Annotated in this window: 17 protein-coding genes and 1 riboswitch; of the genes, 13 read left to right on the forward strand and 4 right to left on the reverse strand. The window is 70.7% G+C overall.

The annotated features are described in order from the left end of the window. Positions 1–62: 62 nt before the first annotated feature. Positions 63–1223 carry an N-acetylglucosamine-6-phosphate deacetylase gene (nagA, locus tag OHB04_RS23060; RefSeq protein ID WP_326689557.1) on the reverse strand — a complete coding sequence of 387 codons (1161 nt, stop codon included), beginning with the start codon at positions 1221–1223 and terminating at the stop codon, positions 63–65. Beyond that, on the reverse strand, positions 1220–2140 hold the full coding sequence (locus tag OHB04_RS23065) for an ROK family protein (RefSeq protein WP_326692848.1): 921 nt from the start codon (positions 2138–2140) through the stop codon (positions 1220–1222). The genes nagA and OHB04_RS23065 overlap by 4 nt, the downstream gene beginning before the upstream one ends. A 423-nt stretch (positions 2141–2563) precedes the next feature. On the opposite strand from OHB04_RS23065, the gene OHB04_RS23070 reads away from it, so the two are divergent. The 3 genes from OHB04_RS23070 (at position 2564) to otsB (ending at position 5078) form a co-directional block, all read left to right on the forward strand. Beyond that, positions 2564–3826, forward strand: a complete 1263-nt coding sequence (locus tag OHB04_RS23070; protein WP_326808206.1) for an extracellular solute-binding protein — start codon at positions 2564–2566, stop codon at positions 3824–3826. 92 nt (positions 3827–3918) lie between these two features. Next, entirely contained in the window at positions 3919–4206 is a 288-nt protein-coding gene (locus tag OHB04_RS23075) for a DUF3263 domain-containing protein (protein WP_326689559.1), read from the forward strand. 32 nt (positions 4207–4238) lie between these two features. Continuing rightward, entirely contained in the window at positions 4239–5078 is an 840-nt protein-coding gene (gene otsB / locus OHB04_RS23080; protein ID WP_326808207.1) for a trehalose-phosphatase, read from the forward strand. A gap of 55 nt (positions 5079–5133) precedes the next feature. On the opposite strand, the gene OHB04_RS23085 is transcribed toward otsB, so the two are convergent. Both OHB04_RS23085 and OHB04_RS23090 read right to left on the reverse strand, forming a co-directional pair. Continuing rightward, positions 5134–6594, reverse strand: coding sequence for an alpha,alpha-trehalose-phosphate synthase (UDP-forming) (locus OHB04_RS23085; protein ID WP_326689561.1), 1461 nt, complete (start codon positions 6592–6594; stop codon positions 5134–5136). A gap of 109 nt (positions 6595–6703) precedes the next feature. Continuing rightward, a complete protein-coding gene (locus OHB04_RS23090; RefSeq protein ID WP_326808208.1) occupies positions 6704–7660 on the reverse strand; it encodes a glucosyl-3-phosphoglycerate synthase in 957 nt (318 codons plus the stop codon). A 154-nt stretch (positions 7661–7814) separates the two neighbouring features. After that, positions 7815–7967, forward strand: a riboswitch (SAM riboswitch). A 17-nt stretch (positions 7968–7984) separates the two neighbouring features. Here OHB04_RS23090 and thrC point away from each other — a divergent pair. The 10 genes from thrC (at position 7985) to OHB04_RS23140 (ending at position 17869) form a co-directional block, all read left to right on the forward strand. Further along, positions 7985–9328, forward strand: a complete 1344-nt coding sequence (gene thrC / locus OHB04_RS23095; protein ID WP_326689563.1) for a threonine synthase — start codon at positions 7985–7987, stop codon at positions 9326–9328. A gap of 248 nt (positions 9329–9576) precedes the next feature. Beyond that, positions 9577–9852 (forward strand): MoaD/ThiS family protein, encoded by a 276-nt coding sequence (locus OHB04_RS23100; RefSeq protein WP_326689564.1) that lies wholly within the window; start codon positions 9577–9579, stop codon positions 9850–9852. Positions 9853–10270: 418 nt separating this feature from the next. Next, positions 10271–10474 (forward strand): cold-shock protein, encoded by a 204-nt coding sequence (locus OHB04_RS23105; protein ID WP_016472377.1) that lies wholly within the window; start codon positions 10271–10273, stop codon positions 10472–10474. Between the two features lie 271 nt (positions 10475–10745). Beyond that, positions 10746–11135, forward strand: a complete 390-nt coding sequence (locus OHB04_RS23110; RefSeq protein WP_326808209.1) for a hypothetical protein — start codon at positions 10746–10748, stop codon at positions 11133–11135. A gap of 382 nt (positions 11136–11517) precedes the next feature. Then, on the forward strand, positions 11518–13146 hold the full coding sequence (groL, locus tag OHB04_RS23115) for a chaperonin GroEL (protein WP_326689566.1): 1629 nt from the start codon (positions 11518–11520) through the stop codon (positions 13144–13146). A 484-nt stretch (positions 13147–13630) separates the two neighbouring features. After that, positions 13631–14209: a transglycosylase SLT domain-containing protein gene (locus tag OHB04_RS23120; protein WP_326689567.1), complete on the forward strand. Its 579-nt coding sequence runs from the start codon at positions 13631–13633 to the stop codon at positions 14207–14209. A gap of 369 nt (positions 14210–14578) precedes the next feature. Further along, positions 14579–14995 carry a hypothetical protein gene (locus tag OHB04_RS23125; protein ID WP_326689568.1) on the forward strand — a complete coding sequence of 139 codons (417 nt, stop codon included), beginning with the start codon at positions 14579–14581 and terminating at the stop codon, positions 14993–14995. Positions 14996–15276: 281 nt separating this feature from the next. Further along, a complete protein-coding gene (locus OHB04_RS23130) occupies positions 15277–15912 on the forward strand; it encodes a sensor domain-containing protein (RefSeq protein ID WP_326689569.1) in 636 nt (211 codons plus the stop codon). 281 nt (positions 15913–16193) lie between these two features. Continuing rightward, positions 16194–16994, forward strand: a complete 801-nt coding sequence (locus tag OHB04_RS23135; protein ID WP_326689571.1) for a VOC family protein — start codon at positions 16194–16196, stop codon at positions 16992–16994. A 218-nt stretch (positions 16995–17212) separates the two neighbouring features. After that, positions 17213–17869: a class I SAM-dependent methyltransferase gene (locus OHB04_RS23140; RefSeq protein WP_326689572.1), complete on the forward strand. Its 657-nt coding sequence runs from the start codon at positions 17213–17215 to the stop codon at positions 17867–17869. Positions 17870–17917 lie beyond the last annotated feature (48 nt).

The following is a 17917-nucleotide window of genomic DNA, read 5'->3' on the forward strand; positions in this document are numbered from 1 at the left end:
GCGGCGGGCGCGCGAGTGATCATGCCATTGGATTCGCCGACGGGCGAGCCCCCAGGGGCAGTTCAGAGCGCTCCGGGGGACACCACCCACTCGCCGCGGCGCATGACTCCGGCCAGGGCGAATTCCTCGTCGAGCACCACCAGATCGGCGTATTTGCCCGGCTCCAGCGAGCCCACTTCGCCGTCCACGCCCAGCAGCCGCGCGGGGTTCGCGGACAGGGCCGCGACCACGTCGGTGACCGGCAGCCGGTCCACGGTCACCGCGCGCCGGAAGGCGTGGTCCAAGGTCAGCGTCGAGCCGGCGATGGAGCCGCCCTCGACCAGCCGCGCCACCCCGTCGCGCACCTCGACCTCCAGCCGGCCCAGCGGATAGCGGCCGTCACCCATGCCGGCGGCGCCCATGGCGTCGGTGATGAAGGCGACCCGGGCCGCGCCCGCCGCCCGGAACGCCAGCTCCAGGGCGGCCGGGTGCAGATGGGTGCCGTCGTTGATCAGCTCGACGGTGACCCGGTCGTCCTCCAGCAGCGCGGCGACCGGGCCCGGCTCCCGGTGGCCCAGCGGCGGCATAGCGTTGAACAGGTGGGTGGCCACGGTCGCGCCCGCGTCCACGGCCTCCAGCGTGCCCTCGTAGGTGCCGTCGGTGTGCCCCACGGCGGCGATGACACCGCCGTCCGCGAGCAGCCGCACCGAGTCCAGGCCGCCGGGGCGCTCCGGTGCGAGGGTCACCATCCGCGCCTGGCCGCGCGCGGCCTCCACGAGCTTGCGCACGTCGGCCGGATCGGGGTCGCGCAGCAGCGACTCCTCGTGCGCGCCGCGCCGCTCGCAGGCGATGAACGGGCCCTCGTAGTGGATGCCGGCGAGGTCGCCCTGTTCGGCCAGTTCGCTCAGCGATCCGGCCTGCCGGCACAGGTCGTCCAGGTCCCCGGTGACGGTGGAGGCGGCCATGGTGGTGGTGCCGTGCCTGCGGTGGGTGCCGATGACGGTCAGCGAGTCCTCGTGGGTGCCGGCCGAGAAGGAGGCGCCCCCGCCGCCGTGCACGTGCATGTCGACGAAGCCGGGGACGATCCAGTGGCCCGTCAGGTCGAGCGTCTCGCCGGGAGCCGCCCCCTCACCGGGGGCGTCCGCGGCGACCAGGCGGCGGCCCTCGACCGTGAGTCCGCCGTCCTCCCGCACTCCGCCGGGGAGCACCACCCGGGCCCCGGTCAGCACCGTTCGCTTGCTCATCGGCTCGCAACCTCCGCGGAGAGAAGATCCCAGGCGAGAAGTCCCGCGCCCAGGCAGCCGGCGGCGTCCCCGAGTGCCGCGGGCACGATTGCCGGGAGTGGCTGGAATGTGACCTTCTGGCGTACCGCCTCCCGGAGCGGAACGAAGAGGGTGTCGCCCGCCTCGGCGAGGCCGCCGCCGATGATCAGTGTGCGCGGGTCGAGCAGCGTGAGTCCCGTGACCAGGCCGGTGGCCAGCGCGTCGATGGCGTCGTCCCACACTTCCTGGGCACGCGGGTCGCCCGACTCGACGGCCTTGGCCGCGTCGGCGGCCGTGGCCCTGGGGTCCCCGCACGCCTCGGCCCAGGCCAGCCCGACGGCGGAGGCGGAGGCCAGCCGCTCCAGACAGCCACGCTGCCCGCAGCCGCACGGCGGCCCGTCGGGGCGTACGACGATGTGGCCGATCTCCCCGGCGCTGCCGTGCGCGCCGGGCTCGACCGTCGTGCCGATGCCGATGGCCCCCGCGATGCCGGTGCCCAGCGGGACGAACAGATAGCGGTCCACGCCCGCGCCCGCGCCGAGGCGCCCCTCGGCCAGGCCGCCGGTGCGCACGTCGTGGCCCAGGGCGACCGGCAGCGGCGGCAGTTCCGTGGGCCGCCCCTGCCCGAGCCGTTCGCTCAGCAGCGTGCGCATGGGGACGTCGCGCCAGCCGAGGTTGGCGGAGAAGACGGCGATGCCCCGCTCCTCGTCGATGACGCCGGGCACGGCGACCCCCGCCGCCGCCGGCTCGGTGCCCCACTGCTCCAGGCCGGTGGCCCGCAGTTCGGCGGCGAAGTCGAGGATTCCCTCGACCACGGCCTCGGGCCCGCGTTCGCGCTCGGTGGTGCGGCGCACCTCGTGCAGCAGCTCGTTGTCGGCGCCGACGAGCGCGGCTTTCATGCCGGTGCCGCCGACATCGAGGGCGATGACGTACTGCGGGGCCTTGCCGCTCGCGGGCTCAACACGGGTATCCACGCCGCACAGTCTCCCGCGATTGCATCGGAAAGGTCTAGTCCACTCCAGGGATCTTCTTTCCGGATACGCCCTTCGGCCGTGCCCGGAGCGCCGACCGGCAAGCGGGGAAAGGGATTTTGTCCGTATCCGGGCTGGAACTCGCCGAGAATCCGGACCGGAACTCGCCAAGCAGAACTGAACGGAAACCAACCGGATTCCGTACCGGTATCCAACCCGGTGTAGACCCCGTGGCACACGCGGAGGGAGACTCGCGGCTCGGACACGGGCAGGAGAGGCCGTGCCAGGGGGGAGGCACTCAGCACGTTCTGAGGGGTAGTGGAGAACATGGAAAGACGGCGTTTCCTTGGTATGACTGCTTCCGGAGTGGCCGGGGCAGCCGGTCTGACCTCGCTGTCAGGGTGCGGAACCGGGTCCGGTTCCGGAGATGTCACGCTCAAGCTCGTGGCCGCCGACTACGGCGACCCGGGCGGCAACAACAGCTCCGAGACCTACTGGAAGTCGCTCGCCGACGCCTTCACCAAGGAGAACCCCGACATCAAGGTCGATGTCACCGTCTACAGCTGGAACGTGATCGGCAAGAAGCTCAACGAGATGGTCAAATCCGGCAACGTACCGGACATAGCCCAGCTCGACTCGTACGCCAACTGGGCTGCCGAGGGAAGGCTCTACAAGGTCAGCGAGCTGCTCCCCATCCCCGCGCAGGCCGAGTTCCTCGTCGCCCTCGCCGAGGCGGGCGAGGTGCACCGCGTCCAGTACGGACTGCCCTTCGTGGCCAGCACCCGGCTGCTCTTCTACAACAAGAACCTCTTCTCCCAGGCCGGACTCGACCCCGACTCGGCCCCCGAGAGCTGGGACGACATCAAGTCCGCCGCGAAGGCGCTGAAGAAGGCGGGCGTGAAGATCCCCTACGGGCTGCCGCTGGGCTCCGAGGAGGCCCAGGCCGAGACCTTCATGTGGATGATCAGCAACGGCGGCTCCTACGTCGACAGCGTCGGCAACTACACCATCAACTCCCCGGAGAACGTCGAGGCGTTCACCTGGCTGCGCGACAACCTCGTCGACCCCGGCCTCACCAACTCCCAGCCCGAGCGGACCAACCGGCAGGAGCTCTTCGACGCCTTCGGCCGCGGTGAGGTCGGCATGCTCAACGGCCACCCCACGCTGATGCCCCAGGCCGACCGGCACAGCGTGCAGTACGGCACCGGCAAGCTCCCCGGCAAGGACGGCCCCGCCGAAGGCAACCTCGGCGTCGCCGACTGGACGATGGCCTTCAAGGAGAACGGCCACCGCGACGAGTGCGGGAAGCTCCTCGCCTTCATCTACCGGGAGAAGAACCACTACGCCTTCGCCGACCGCTACGACCTGATGCCGGTCACCACCGCCACGACCAAGCACATGCGCCGCGACCGCAAGCACAAGGAGCTGTGGCGCTTCCTGGACCAGCTCAGCGGCGCCGAGTTCTACCCCGTCGGCAAGGTCTCCTGGGCCACGATCAACACCGAGCTGAAGACCACCGTCGGACAGGCCGCGGCCAAGGGCGGCGACCCGAAGGCGGTGCTCAGCGCGCTCCAGCGCGATGCCGAGGCCGCCGACAAGAAGGCCGAGTCCTGAGCCCCTCGGCGCGGAGCCTCGCGCCCGGCCGGAGCCCTGCGTCCGCTCGAAGCCCTGAGCGCTCTGTCGGACCGCGCCGGTAGCGTGGAGGGATGAGCGACACGGACGGCGGCAGCGGGGGCGAGGAGCGTGTGGCACCCCCTGAACGGGGTGCGGGCCTGACGGACCAGGACCGCGCCGTGCTCGCCTTCGCCGCCCGCGGCTGGCCCTCGCCCGGCGCCAAGGAACGGGCCATACGCGAGCGGCTCGGCATGTCCCCGGTGCGTTATTACCAGTTGTTGAACTGGCTGCTGGACGACCAGGCGGCGCTCGCGTACGACCCCGTCACCGTCAACCGGCTGCGGCGCGCCCGGCAGCACAGCCGCGACCGCACCCGTTAGCGGGGCGGCCCCGGCTCGCTAAGGTGCGCGGCATGCCGCTGCCTGAAACTGTCACCGAGGCGGGGCGCGCCGGGCTGGCCGCCCTCCTCGCCGACCCCGCCCGCGCCGTGCTCGCCTTCGACTTCGACGGGACGCTCGCGCCCATCGTCCCCGACCCGCGCGACGCCCGCGCCCACCCCGGCGCGCTGCCCGCGCTCGCCCGGCTCGCGCCAAGGCTGCGGGCCATCGCCGTCGTCACCGGCCGCCCGGCCGCCGACGCCGTACGCTACGGCGGCTTCGAAGGCGTGAGCGGACTGGAGGGACTCACCGTGCTGGGAGCGTACGGCGCCGAGCGCTGGGACGCGGCGGACGGCGCCGTACGCGCGCCCGAGCCGCCGCCCGGGGTCGCCGCCGCACGGGCCGAACTCCCCGCGCTGCTGGAGCGGCTGGGCGCGCCCGAGGGCACCTGGACGGAGGACAAGGGCCGCGCTGTCGCCGTCCACACGCGGCGCACGGCATCCCCCGAGGCGGCGTTCGCGCTGCTGCGCGAGCCGCTGTACGCGCTCGCGGAGCGGCACGGGCTCGTGGTCGAGCCCGGCCGCCTCGTGCTGGAGCTTCGGCCGCCCGGCGCCGACAAGGGCGCCGCGCTCAGGAGCTTCGTCCTGGAGCGGGAGGCCGGGGCTGTGGCCTACGCCGGTGATGACCTCGGGGATGTCGCCGCGTACGACGCGGTGGACGTGCTGCGGGGAGAGGGAGTGCCGGGCCTGCTGCTCTACTCCGCACCGGACGGCGCCGCCGAGCGGGTGCCGGAGCTGACGTCCCGGGCGGATGTGTCGTTGCCGGGTCCGGCGGGGCTGGTGGCCTTCCTGGAGGGACTGGCCGAGCGGCTGTAGCCCGGGCCGGCTCGGGGCTGTCCGCCAGGTTGTCCCTCCGCCGGAGAGGCGGGGATCAGCCGGCCGGGCGGAGCTCCGTCAGCTGGTCCAGGAGCCAGCGGGTGGGCGGGTGGGCGGTGGCCGTGGCGGACAGGCGCTTGGTGCGCTCCTGGCGGTCGGCGGGGTCCATCGTGAGGGCCGTCCGCAGCGCCGCGGCGGTGGACGTGATGTCGAAGGGGTTCACACAGAGCGCGTCCTCGCCCATCTCCTCGTACGCCCCGGCCTCCCGCGAGAGCACCAGGGCGCAGCCCTCCTCGGACACGACGGGGATCTCCTTGGCCACCAGGTTCATCCCGTCCCTGATGGGGTTGACCAGCGCCACGTCGGCCAGCCGGTAGGCGGCCAGGGAGCGCGCGAAGTCGTCCTTGACGTGGAGGACGACCGGCGTCCAGCCGGGGGTGCCGAACTCGGCGTTGACGCCGTCGGCGACCCGGGAGACCTCGGCCGTGTAGTCGCGGTAGACCGCCAGGTCCTGCCGCGAGGGGTAGGCGAAGGCCAGGTGCACCACGTGCTCGCGCCACTCGGGGTGGTCCAGGAGCAGGCGGCGGTACGCGTACAGGCCGCGCACGATGTTCTTGGACAGCTCGGTGCGGTCCACACGGACGACGGTGCGGCGCGGGCTCCCGTCCGGCGCCGTGCCGATCTGCTCGCGCAGCTGCGCCATCCGCGCGGTGACGTCCTCGCGGTAGGCACGCTCGCGCAGGAAGTCCGCGTCCGCGCCCAGTGGGTGGACGCCGATCCGCGTGGTGCGGCCCTCGTAAGTGATCCCGTCGTCGGTGACCGTGGCGCCCAGCACCCGCTCGCAGCACTCGGTGAACAGCCGCGCCCAGCGCCGGGTGAGGAAGGCCGCGCGGTCGGCGCCGAGCATGCCGCGCAGCACCCGCGCGGCCACCTCGTCGGGCAGCAGCCGGTAGTAGTCGGCCGGTGCCCAGGGGGTGTGCGAGAAGTGGCCGATCCGCAGGTCGGGGCGCCGCTCGCGCAGCAGCCCGGGGACGAGCGTGAGGTGGTAGTCCTGCACCAGGACGGTCGCGCCCTGGGCGGCCTCTTCGGCGAGCGCGTCGGCGAAGGCCGCGTTGTACTCCTCGTACGCCGTCCACTGCCGGGCGAAGTCCTCGTCGAAGGCGGGCTCCAACGGGGTCTGGTACAGCATGTGGTGGGTGAACCACAGCACGGAGTTGGCGACGCCCTGGTACGCGGCCTCGAAGGTGGCGGCGGGGATGTCGAGCATCCGTACGGTCTGACCGCCGGTGTCCGAGGGGTCGAGCCGGCCCGCGAAGCGGCGTACCGCCTCGCGGTCACCGTCGCCGAGGGCCGCGCACACCCATACGGCGTCGGTCTCGGGCCCGATGGCGGAGAGGCCGGAGACGAGACCGCCGCCGCCCCGCTTGGCGGTGAGCGTGCCGTCCTCGTCCGCCGAGAAGGAGACGGGACCGCGGTTGGACGCGACGAGTACCTGCGACGTTGTGTCAGCGACCATGCGCGGAGCTTAGCCGCCGCCGGAACCGCTCAAACGTGCGTGAGGCCGAACGAGCCTCCGGCCGTCCGGGAAGAGCCTCCGGCCGCCGGCGCGGCCGGAGCCGGCCTCATCAGGCCGCCCAGCCCGGCCGGTACTCGGGCACCGTGCGCATCGGGGGCCGCTCCTCGGTACGCAGGAGGTGGTCGCGCGGTACGAAGGTGCCGGCCTGGTCGCGCTCGAACTGGGTCAGGGGGAGGCCGCCGGGCCCGGGCTCCGGCCAGCACAGCCGCCGCTGCGCCGTCGCGTAGATCGCCGTCGCCATCCGGCCCAGCGCCGGCCCGTCCTGGTGCCGGTGGCGGCGTACGCCGACGTCGACCTGCGCCAGCGCGTCCAGCCCCACCAGGTCCAGCGCGTCGATGAGCAGCGCCAGCTCCACCCCGTAGCCGACGGGGAACGGCAGCCGCTCCAGCAGGCCGCGGCGGACCGCGTACTCGCCGCCCAGCGGCTGGACCATGCCCGCCAGCAGCGGCCAGTGCAGGTTCAGCAGCGGCCGGGCCACCAGCTCGGTCACCCGGCCGCCGCCCGCGGGGCTGTCGCGCAGCGGACGGTCGTACATGGCCTTGACGAACTGGAGCTGCGGATCGGTCAGCAGCGGGCCGACGATGCCGGAGACGAAGTCGGCCGAGAACTCGCTCAGGTCGGCGTCCACGAAGCAGACGATGTCGCCGTGGGTGGCCAGCAGCGAGCGCCACAGCACCTCGCCCTTGCCGGGCAGCGCGGGCAGCCGGGGGAGCACCTCGTCGCGGTGGACGACCTTGGCGCCGGCCGCCCCCGCGACCTCGGCCGTGCGGTCCGTCGAGCCGGAGTCCATGACGACCAGCTCGTCCACCAGCGGAACCGCGCTGGAGGCCAGCTCGCGGCGGATGACCGAGACGATCTCGCCCACGGTGGCCTCCTCGTCCAGTGCGGGCAATACCACGCTGACGGTCGTGCCCTTGCGGCGCTTGGCCGCCAGCAGCAGGTCAAGCGGCCGGTCGGCCGCGCTCCAGGACCGGCTGCGCAGCCATTGCCCCACTTCATCGAGCACGTGCGCGCCCTCCTGTGATCCATCTCGCGGTGCGGACGTCTGTCTCGAGCCGTACCGCCGTCGGTTACAGTCTTGAACAACGTGCACGACCCCCGCATGCCGGGGTCCGCGCGACAAACGCCCGGGTGGCCTGTGCCGGCCGGTGCCATAGAGCAGCTCATCCAGAGGGGCAGAGGGAACGGCCCGTTGAAGCCCCGGCAACCATCCCGCGGTCCGCGCGTGCGCGGACACTCACAGGCGAGACCGCCTACGTGGGGAAGGTGCCAATTCCGGCCCGTGACGAAATCCGCCACGGGGAAGATGAGGAGAAAGGGCCTCGCCTCCATGGCTGTGCAGACAGTTTCAAGCACCACTTCCGGCGCCTCCGCCACTCCCGCCTCCGGCGACTCCGGTGTTTCCGGCGCCTCCGCCGACGGACCCTCGCTCGGCGCCGCCGTCGCCCTCTCCTGTCGGGAGTGCGGCACCCGCACTCCGCTCGGCCCGAGCTTCGTGTGCCTGGAGTGTTTCGGCCCCCTCGAGGTGGCCTACGAGCTGCCCACCGGCGACCCCGAGGCCCTGCGCGCGCGCATCGAGGCCGGGCCCGCCTCGATGTGGCGCTACGCCCCGCTGCTGCCGGTGCCCGCCGACGTCGCCGAGAAGCCGAACCTGAACCCCGGCTTCACCCAGCTGGTGAAGGCCGACCGGCTCGCCGCCGAGCTGGGCGTCACCGGCGGCCTGTACGTCAAGGACGACTCCGGCAACCCCACGCACTCCTTCAAGGACCGCCCGGTCGCCATCGCCCTGGAGGCGGCCCGCGCGTTCGGCTTCACCACCTTGTCCTGCTCCTCCACGGGCAACCTCGCGGGCGCTGTCGGCGCCGCGGCCTCGCGCGCCGGGCTGCGCTCGTGCGTGTTCATCCCCGACGGGCTGGAGCAGAGCAAGGTCGTGATGGCCGCCATCTACGGCGGTGACCTCGTCGCCATCGACGGCACCTACGACGATGTGAACCGCTTCTGCTCCGAGCTGATCGGCGACCCGCTCGGCGAGGGCTGGGGCTTCACCAACGTCAACCTGCGCCCCTTCTACGCCGAGGGCTCCAAGTCCCTCGCGTACGAGATCTGCGAGCAGCTCGGCTGGAAGCTGCCCGACCAGCTCGTCATCCCCGTCGCCTCCGGCTGCCAGCTGGTGAAGATCGACAAGGGGCTGCGGGAGCTGATCGAGCTGGGGCTCGTCGAGGACAAGCCGGTTCGGATCTTCGCCGCACAGGCGGAGGGGTGCTCGCCGGTGTCCCGCGCCTTCAAGGACGGGACGAACGCGGTTCGGCCCGTGCGGCGGCCCGACACGATCGCGAAGTCCCTCGCCATCGGTGACCCGGCCGACGGGCCGTACGTCATCGACATCTGCCGCCGGAGCGGCGGGGCTGTCGAGGACGTGAACGACTCGCAGATCGTCGATGCGATGAAGTTGCTGGCGCGGACGGAGGGGGTCTTCGCGGAGACCGCGGGGGGCGTCACGCTGGGCGTGACGCGCAAGCTTCTTGAGAGTGGGGCGCTTGATCCCTCGCTCAGCACTGTGGTGCTGAACACTGGGGATGGCTTGAAGACGCTTGATGCCGTTGCGCCTACGGCTGGGCCCTCCGCTGTTATCGCGCCGTCTCTTGACGCGTTCCGTGACGCCGGACTGGCCTGAACCTGTTTCTGGGGCTTCGCCCCTTTCCCCCTTGTCCTCGCCGGACGGCCGTTGGGGAGGCTCTGCCCCCCAACGGCCCCCCGCTAGAGGGGCTCCGCCCCCTAGGACCCCCCGGGCAACAAGCCTGTCCGGCTCTTGAGGATGAGCTCGCTGGCGCGATTGCCTGAACTGGGGGTATGTGGGGCGCCCTCTCTGCCAGAAGCGGGAAGGGCAGGGGCTAGGTCCTCTCTACCTTAAGGAAGATCAACATGAGCGTGAATGTCCGAATCCCGACCATCCTGCGGACCTACACCGGCGGCCAGGCGGAAGTCTCTGCCGAAGGCGGAACCCTCTCTGAGGTGCTGGCGGATCTGGAGAAGAACCACACCGGGATCAGTGCCCGGGTACTGGACGACGCGGGCAAGCTGCGCCGGTTCGTGAATGTCTACGTCAATGACGACGACGTCCGCTTTGAGCAGGGGCTGGAGACTCCGACTCCCGACGGCGCGGGCGTTTCGATCATTCCCGCGGTGGCGGGTGGTTGATCTTCCGGCCTGGCCGCACACAAACGGAATCGCCCCTCTCGGATAGTCATCCGGAAGGGGCGATTCCGTGTTTCGGGAGGCGGTAGAGTTGCGGAAGTCCCTCCTTCGGCCCTCAGTGGTCTTTGCCGAACGCATATGAGAACGCGGCAAGTTGTTGCCGAAAACGGCGTGTCAATTGTCGTGTTGACCCTCTATGCCCGGCCCGACTTGCCCTGCTCTACCCGCAGTTGAGCGGTTATTTCCGATCGGACGTGCCCAGAATTCTCGTCCGATTGACCTGTTGCACAGGGCGTCCGTGCAGATACATTCAGCGGCGGTCGACGCGTTCCGGCGCACACCCTCGGTTACTGGGGGTGAGGTCTGACCCGGGTTCGCGAAGTGCGGATCCGCGCAAGGGCCAGTAATAGGGGAGTTAGGAATGGCTCAGGGCACCGTCAAGTGGTTCAACGCGGAGAAGGGGTACGGCTTCATCGCGGTCGACGGTGGTGCGGACGTGTTCGTCCACTACAGCGCGATCCAGATGGACGGTTACCGCACCCTGGATGAAGGGCAGCGGGTCGAGTTCGAGATCTCGCAGGGTCAGAAGGGGCCGCAGGCGGACATGGTCCGCGTGACCGGCTGAGCGCCGGACTGCGCAGAACTTAGGGAAGGGGTCGCACCTCAAGGGTGCGGCCCCTTTCTGTGTGCCTCGGACTGGCGTTTCGTTATCAAGTGGACTGTTTTGAGCGGGTATTGACGTGTTCATGCTCCACGTGTGATGTTGGCGGCTGCTCGTCACCCCGCGTACCACGGGGCACGGAAGGCAAACCGCGTCACAAGAGCGGGGTGGTGAGCGAACGGGGGCGGTGCTCGACCATGCCGTCTTCCGTCGGAACCACGGCTGGAGGAGCGTTATGACTTCCATGAACCGCCGGACCGCGCGCGTGCTGGGTGCGGGGCTGGGACTGTCGGCACTGCTGGTGGCGGGGGTGCCGGGGGTGGCCTCGGCCGCCTCGCCCGCGTCGTCGGCGCAGGGTGCGCAGGGCTCGCAGGTGTCCGCGAAGGATGTGTCTGCGAAGAAAGAGTGCGGGTTCCAAGGTGGGGACACCTGGATCAACTGCAACAACCACAACTACCGGATCCGCGTGACGTACTACAACAACACCTCCCCCGGGAACCCGGGCGGGGAGAAGCTGCTGTGCGTCAAGCCGGGCGAGACCAACCTCTACTCGGCACTGCCGATGGTCGGAGTCTTCACCAGCGCCATGAAGCTGAACGACGACAAGTGCTCGCCCGCGGTCTGATCCCTGCGTGGCACGTGCGCGGCCCCGTCCCCGGACACGGGGGGCGGGGCCGCGCCGCATGCGCCCCTGCTGGGACTCCTCCGGAGCCGCTTGCGCCCGCCCTCCCCCAGCTACCGCTGGGAGGTGCCCCCACCGCCCACCACCCCTCATCGAGACTCCTCCGGAGCCGCTTGCACTCTTGGGGGGCGAGTGCTAATTATTGGCTTAGCACTCTCCGAGTGAGAGTGACAAAAGAAGGACCGGGTCGGTGAGGTCCGCAGGCCGGGTGGGGAAGTGAACCGCCGGGTCGTGGGCCGTCCGTCGCGGGCGCCAGCGCGGTCCGGAGAAATCCAACCCTCCCCTTGCTGCTCGGCATGGGGGAATCCAGGGAGGACCCCTTCACATGGCCAAGATCATCGCCTTTGACGAGGAGGCGCGGCGCGGTCTTGAGCGTGGCATGAACCAGCTTGCCGACGCCGTCAAGGTCACGCTCGGCCCCAAGGGCCGCAACGTCGTTCTGGAGAAGAAGTGGGGCGCACCCACGATCACCAACGACGGTGTCTCCATCGCCAAGGAGATCGAGCTTGAGGACTCCTACGAAAAGATCGGCGCAGAGCTGGTCAAGGAGGTCGCCAAGAAGACGGACGACGTAGCCGGTGACGGCACGACGACCGCGACCGTCCTGGCTCAGGCGCTGGTCAAGGAGGGCCTGCGCAACGTTGCCGCCGGCGCCAACCCGATGGCCCTCAAGCGCGGTATCGAGAAGGCCACCGAGGCCGTCTCCGGTGCCCTGCTGGAGCAGGCCAAGGACGTGGAGACCAAGGAGCAGATCGCTTCGACCGCCTCCATCTCCGCCGCTGACTCCCAGATCGGCGAGCTGATCGCCGAGGCCATGGACAAGGTCGGCAAGGAAGGCGTCATCACCGTCGAGGAGTCGCAGACCTTCGGGCTGGAGCTTGAGCTCACCGAGGGCATGCGCTTCGACAAGGGCTACATCTCCGCCTACTTCGCCACCGACATGGAGCGGATGGAGGCGGAGCTGGAGGACCCGTACATCCTCATCGTCAACTCCAAGATCAGCAACGTGAAGGACCTCCTTCCGCTGCTGGAGAAGGTCATGCAGTCGGGCAAGCCGCTGCTGATCATCGCGGAGGACGTCGAGGGCGAGGCCCTCTCCACGCTGGTCGTCAACAAGATCCGTGGCACCTTCAAGTCCGTCGCCGTCAAGGCTCCGGGCTTCGGTGACCGCCGCAAGGCGATGCTGAACGACATCGCCATCCTCACCGGCGGTCAGGTCATCGCCGAGGAGGTCGGCCTCAAGCTGGAGAACGCCGGTCTCGACCTGCTGGGCCGTGCCCGCAAGGTCCAGATCACCAAGGACGAGACCACCATCGTCGACGGTGCCGGTGACAGCGAGCAGGTCGCGGGCCGGGTCAACCAGATCCGCGCCGAGATCGAGAACAGCGACTCGGACTACGACCGCGAGAAGCTCCAGGAGCGCCTGGCGAAGCTGGCCGGCGGCGTGGCCGTCATCAAGGCCGGTGCCGCCACCGAGGTCGAGCTCAAGGAGCGCAAGCACCGCATCGAGGACGCCGTTCGCAACGCGAAGGCGGCCGTCGAGGAGGGCATCGTCGCCGGCGGTGGCGTCGCCCTGCTCCAGGCTTCCTCGGTCTTCGAGAAGCTTGAGCTGGAGGGCGACGAGGCCACCGGTGCCGCCGCCGTCAAGCTGGCCCTGGAGGCCCCGCTCAAGCAGATCGCGGTCAACGCCGGCCTTGAGGGCGGCGTCATCGTGGAGAAGGTGCGCAACCTGACCGCGGGCCACGGCCTGAACGCGGCCTCGGGCGAGTACGTCGACATGATCGCCGAGGGCATCCTCGACCCGGCCAAGGTGACGCGCTCCGCGCTTCAGAACGCCGCCTCCATCGCGGCGCTCTTCCTCACCACCGAGGCCGTCATCGCCGACAAGCCGGAGAAGGCCGGTGCCGGCGCCGACGCGGCTGCCGCCGGTGGCATGGGCGGCATGGACTTCTGAGTCCGCGCGCATCGGCCACCGGGCTCCGTCCGGCGGCCATGGCTCAGCCTCGTCCCACCTGAGGGCGGGCACCCTGCTTCCAGGGGTGCCCGCCCTCGGGCGTTTCCGGGTCCGGGTGAGGCCGTCCGGGGGAGGGCTCTGAAGCCCCTGAAATCCGCTGACAGGGCGCGCATGCATGGTGGCGGCGGGTTCATCTGGAGTCCGGCGCGAAGCCCCCTCCTGTGACGCCACCCATAGGAGCCACGTCACTCACGAAGCCGCTTCGTATGTCCGTTTTGCCCCTCGTGGTGCGGGGGGAGTGCCGTATGGGCTCAGCTGTCAAATCAGACGAAAAAGGATAGTACGTCACATATTTGTGCATCCGATCCGGGATCTCCCAAGGTGGGTCTCAGTCGCACACGGCGTCGGGAAACGCACCCCGGTCCGCCACCGCCTCCCCCGGCACCGCGACTGCAACGTCCCCTCCGAAAGGCTTTCCGTTCATATGCGCACCAGCACCATTGGCACCACTCGCAACGCCAAGCTCGCCCGCTTCTCCACCGCAGGCCTCACCGTCCTCGGTACGGCCGCACTCGCCACCACCGCGTTCTCCGGCGCCGCGCACGCCCAGGCTCCCGCCGGGCCGGCCGAGAAGCCCGTCAGCGCCCACTCCGCCAGCTCCGCACAGCACGTCGGTGCCCAGGCCGCGGCGCTGAAGAAGGCCGCCAAGGCTGACGCGCACACCAGCAAGGCCAAGGGGTCCTCGGACAACCTGGACGGCTGGATCCGCGAGGCGCGCTCCATCATGCAGAAGCACGGCATTCCCGGCTCCTACGACGGGATCAAGCGCAACATCATCCGTGAGTCGGCCGGCGACCCGAACGCCATGAACGGCTGGGACGTCAACGCCAAGAAGGGCACCCCGTCCAAGGGTCTGCTCCAGGTGATCCAGCCGACCTTCGACCAGTACCACGTCAAGGGCACCGCCGATAAGCTGACCGACCCGGTCGCCAACATCGTCGCCGCCTGCAACTACGCGGCCGACCGCTACGGCTCCATGGACAAGGTCGACTCCGCCTACTGAGCCGTCCCGCGCCCGGCTCACGCCTCCCGGGCCGGTTCCGTCCCGGCCCGCCCCTGATAATCCGCAGCCCTGTCGCCGCCCCCACCGCGGCCCGACGGGGCTGCACCTGTTTGTGGTGGGCGGGGAGAGGTACAGAAGGGCTCCGGGTGGACGCGAAGAGGCTCCGGAAAGACCCGAAGGGGTTCCGAAGAGACCCGAAAGGGGTTCCGGGAGGGGGCGATGACGACTGAACGTGCCCGAGGGTTGTCCGTCCGAAGTGGGACTTTCGGGCTGGAGAATCCAGGACTTCCCGCCGATGGCCTGGATGTCCGCTTCTCCTTTACTTGTGGGTGTACGTGGCCACTCCTCACGAGAACAGGACGCACGCCCATGAATCCCACCTTCCGTCTCCGTGCCGCCGTCGCCGGTGTCGTGACCGCAGGACTGCTGAGCGCGGGCGCCGCGACCGCCGTCGCCGCGCCCTCGGCCGGGCACTCCCCGAAGCCGGCGCCGCAGTCCGCACAGCAGCCGGTGGCCAAGACGAACACCGTCACCGCCGACCACACCAAGGTGAAGCCCTGGGAGCAGTTCCGGCTGCACGGCAAGGTCACCGGGATCAAGTCCGGGACGACCGTCTACCTCCAGCAGAAGCAGGGCACCAAGTGGCAGACCCTGCCGGGCACTTCCGTGGTCAACCGCTCCGGCGACTACTCGATCCGCGTCAAGCTCGGGATGAAGGGCAAGCAGCAGGTGCGCACTCTCGTATCCGGCACCCCGTCCAACGCGGTCACGGTGACTGTGGGCTGACGGCGGCCCGTTGACGGGAGGGACGGCCCTGAACCGGCCCCGATTCGGCCCCGAATCGGCCCCGAAACGGCCCTGAAGGGGACGGCCCCTCCCGTTCGTGCGCCCGTGCCCGGCGCCCTGTCCGGCCTCTGCCCCACGTCTGCGTCCACACCCTGCCCCGGGGTTCCGCCAGCCTCCACGCGACGTCTCCATGACGCCCCCGGCAACGGTGTATCTAGCGCCACCCCGAGAAGCGCCTCAGACGGCTGGGGCCCGCCCCGCGCTTCCACGAGATTAGAAACATGACGATGACGCATGGGTACCCGGCTCCGACCGTCTCCGCGACCGCCCGCTCCACGGGGCGCTTCGCCCGCGAGATGGGGTACCTCCTCTCCGGGCTGCCGCTGGGTATCGCCGGGTTCGTGGTGATGGTGGTGGGCTTCGCCGTGGGAGTCTCCACCCTCGTGATCATGGTGGGCCTGCCCGTGCTCATCGGGACGCTCTCCGTCGCCCGCTACCTCGCCAGGGTCGAGTCCCAGCAGATCGAGAGGGTCACCGGTCGCCTGCTGCCGCCGCTGCGCGAGCGCGAGGCCCGTGGCGGCTGGGCCGCGCTGCTCGACGCGCAGTCCTGGCGCGACCTCCTCCACGCCGTGGTGGCCTTCCCCGTCCGGATCGTCACCTTCTGCATCGCGCTGAGCTGGACCGTCGGCGGCGTCGGCGGGCTGTTCTACGGCCTGTGGTCCTGGTTCCTGCCGCGCGACGCCGGCAACGACGGAGTGCTGGACCTGGCCCTGGGAATTTCCGGGCGGGGCCCCGACATCGCCTTCAACACCATCGCCGGCCTCATCCTGCTGGCGACCCTGATCCCCGTCGTACGCGGCCTCACCGCGATGCAGACCGGGCTGGGCCGGGTCCTGCTGAGGGACGGGCGGCTGTGAGCCACGCAGCGTGAAGCGCGCCGACGCGAGGGCGGGGCGGGGGAGACTCCGCCCCGCCCTCGCGTCGGCATGGGTCGGCATGGGTCGCCATGGGGCGGGTCGAGGCGAGTCGGTGCAGGTCAGCGCCGGGGCGAGGTCGTTCGAGCGGCGGGTGGGCGCCGGTGCTGCCATGCTGGGCTGACGCCTCCCGGGCGGCCCGTACGCCCGTCGCGTACGCCGCTCACGTCACTCACGTCTCTCAACGTCTCGCACACGACTCGTATGCACGCCGGAGGAGACCCATGCTGACCACCGATTTCGTTCCTGGCACCCCGGACTGGCTCGATCTGGGAGCGCCGGACGTCGATGCCGCCGTCACCTTCTACTCCAACGTCTTCGGCTGGACCTTCCAGTCCGCGGGCCCGGAAGCCGGTGGATACGGCTTCTTCCTGCTCGACGGCAAGACCGTGGCCGCAGTGGGTCCGCTCATGGCCGAAGGCGCCAGCCCCTCCTGGACGGCGTACTTCCACACCAACGACGCCGACGCCACCCGCGCGGACGTCGAGCGGGCGGGCGGTGCCGTGCGGCTGGCCCCCATGGACGTGTTCACCGCCGGGCGGATGGCTCAGTTCACGGACCCGGCCGGTGCGGACTTCGCCGTATGGCAGCCGGGCGACGTGACCGGTCTGGAGACCGTCATGGAGTCGGACGCGCTGTGCTGGACGGAGCTTTACACCACCGACGCGGCGGCGGCGAAGGAGTTCTACCGCTCGGTCTTCTCCTGGCAGTACGAGGACATGCCGATGGACGCGGGCATCTCCTACACCGTCGTCTCCTCGCCGGGCGGCGGCGCCGAGGGCGACAGCGGGCAGGGCGGCATCATGCAGCTCCCCCAGGAGAACCTGGACGCGGGGTCGGGCTCGGAGTGGCACCCCTACTTCGGGGTCACCGACTGCGACGCCACCTTCGAGGAGGCCACCCGGGGAGGGGCACGGTCGCTGATGCCCCCGACCGACGTCCCTGGCGTGGGCCGGCTCGCCATGCTGCTCGACCCTGCGGGGGCTCCCTTCGCCCTCATCAAGGGCGACCCCGAGATGACCTGAGCCCGCCCCCGGGCCTGCGGACGCTGCCACCGCCGCCCCACCCCCACGGCGGTGCCCGGCATCCCTTCCCCGCCGCAACGGTGGCTTGGCCGGCCGGCAACGGCATGCCACCGCCGGTCCGGCGGTGGCATGCCGTTTTGCCGGGGTGGCAACAAAGCTTGGGGGAGAGCGGTGGGCGGGCGCAGCATTCCGCACAGGAATCGATGGGGAGGCCCGCCATGGCAGAGACGGCACAGGAAGACGCGTCCGAGCGCGAGTTCTGGGACGAGCGCTACCGCGAGCGCGAACAGATCTGGAGCGGCGAGCCCAACACGCAGCTCGTGAAGGAGGTGGCGGACCTCGCCACCGGCACCGCGCTCGACCTGGGGTGCGGCGAGGGCGGCGACGCCATCTGGCTCGCCGGCCGAGGCTGGCAGGTGAAGGCCGTCGACATCTCCGACGTGGCCCTCACGCGCGCGGCGCGGCATGCCGCCGACGCGGGCGTGCGTGAGCGGATCGTATGGGAGCGGCACGACCTGGGTGCCTCGTTCCCGCAGGGCACCTACGACCTGGTGTCTGCCCAATTCCTGTACTCGCCGGGTGACATGCCGCGTGAGCGGATCCTGCGGGACGCGGCGGCGGCCGTCGCGCCGGGCGGGGTGCTGCTGATCGTCGGCCACGCGGGCCGGCCCTCCTGGGAAGAGGGTGCGGACCACCCTGACGTGCACTTCCCGACGCCCGAGGAGGTGCTGGCGGGGCTGCGGCTGGCGGACGGCGAGTGGGAGGTGTTGCGCGCCGACGAGCACGAGCGCTTCCAGGACGACCCTGACGGCAGGCCGATGACGCGCACGGACAACGCGGTGCTGGTCCGCCGGAGCGGGGCGGCGGCGAGCTGAGACCGATGCCCCGGGACCCGTCCCTCGGTATTGGATAGCTCAGTACAT

Origin of the sequence: Streptomyces sp. NBC_01775 (assembly GCF_035917675.1) — a bacterium.
Taxonomy (GTDB): Bacteria; Actinomycetota; Actinomycetes; order Streptomycetales; family Streptomycetaceae; genus Streptomyces.

Coding starts and splice junctions, on each gene's coding strand:
- nagA (WP_326689557.1), bottom strand. CDS start 1,223: ATGAGCAAGCGAACGGTGCTGACCGGGGCCCGGGTGGTGCTCCCCGGC.
- OHB04_RS23065 (WP_326692848.1), bottom strand. CDS start 2,140: ATGAAAGCCGCGCTCGTCGGCGCCGACAACGAGCTGCTGCACGAGGTG.
- OHB04_RS23070 (WP_326808206.1), top strand. CDS start 2,564: ATGACTGCTTCCGGAGTGGCCGGGGCAGCCGGTCTGACCTCGCTGTCA.
- OHB04_RS23075 (WP_326689559.1), top strand. CDS start 3,919: ATGAGCGACACGGACGGCGGCAGCGGGGGCGAGGAGCGTGTGGCACCC.
- otsB (WP_326808207.1), top strand. CDS start 4,239: ATGCCGCTGCCTGAAACTGTCACCGAGGCGGGGCGCGCCGGGCTGGCC.
- OHB04_RS23085 (WP_326689561.1), bottom strand. CDS start 6,594: ATGGTCGCTGACACAACGTCGCAGGTACTCGTCGCGTCCAACCGCGGT.
- thrC (WP_326689563.1), top strand. CDS start 7,985: ATGGCTGTGCAGACAGTTTCAAGCACCACTTCCGGCGCCTCCGCCACT.
- OHB04_RS23100 (WP_326689564.1), top strand. CDS start 9,577: ATGAGCGTGAATGTCCGAATCCCGACCATCCTGCGGACCTACACCGGC.
- OHB04_RS23105 (WP_016472377.1), top strand. CDS start 10,271: ATGGCTCAGGGCACCGTCAAGTGGTTCAACGCGGAGAAGGGGTACGGC.
- OHB04_RS23110 (WP_326808209.1), top strand. CDS start 10,746: ATGACTTCCATGAACCGCCGGACCGCGCGCGTGCTGGGTGCGGGGCTG.
- groL (WP_326689566.1), top strand. CDS start 11,518: ATGGCCAAGATCATCGCCTTTGACGAGGAGGCGCGGCGCGGTCTTGAG.
- OHB04_RS23120 (WP_326689567.1), top strand. CDS start 13,631: ATGCGCACCAGCACCATTGGCACCACTCGCAACGCCAAGCTCGCCCGC.
- OHB04_RS23125 (WP_326689568.1), top strand. CDS start 14,579: ATGAATCCCACCTTCCGTCTCCGTGCCGCCGTCGCCGGTGTCGTGACC.
- OHB04_RS23130 (WP_326689569.1), top strand. CDS start 15,277: ATGACGATGACGCATGGGTACCCGGCTCCGACCGTCTCCGCGACCGCC.
- OHB04_RS23135 (WP_326689571.1), top strand. CDS start 16,194: ATGCTGACCACCGATTTCGTTCCTGGCACCCCGGACTGGCTCGATCTG.
- OHB04_RS23140 (WP_326689572.1), top strand. CDS start 17,213: ATGGCAGAGACGGCACAGGAAGACGCGTCCGAGCGCGAGTTCTGGGAC.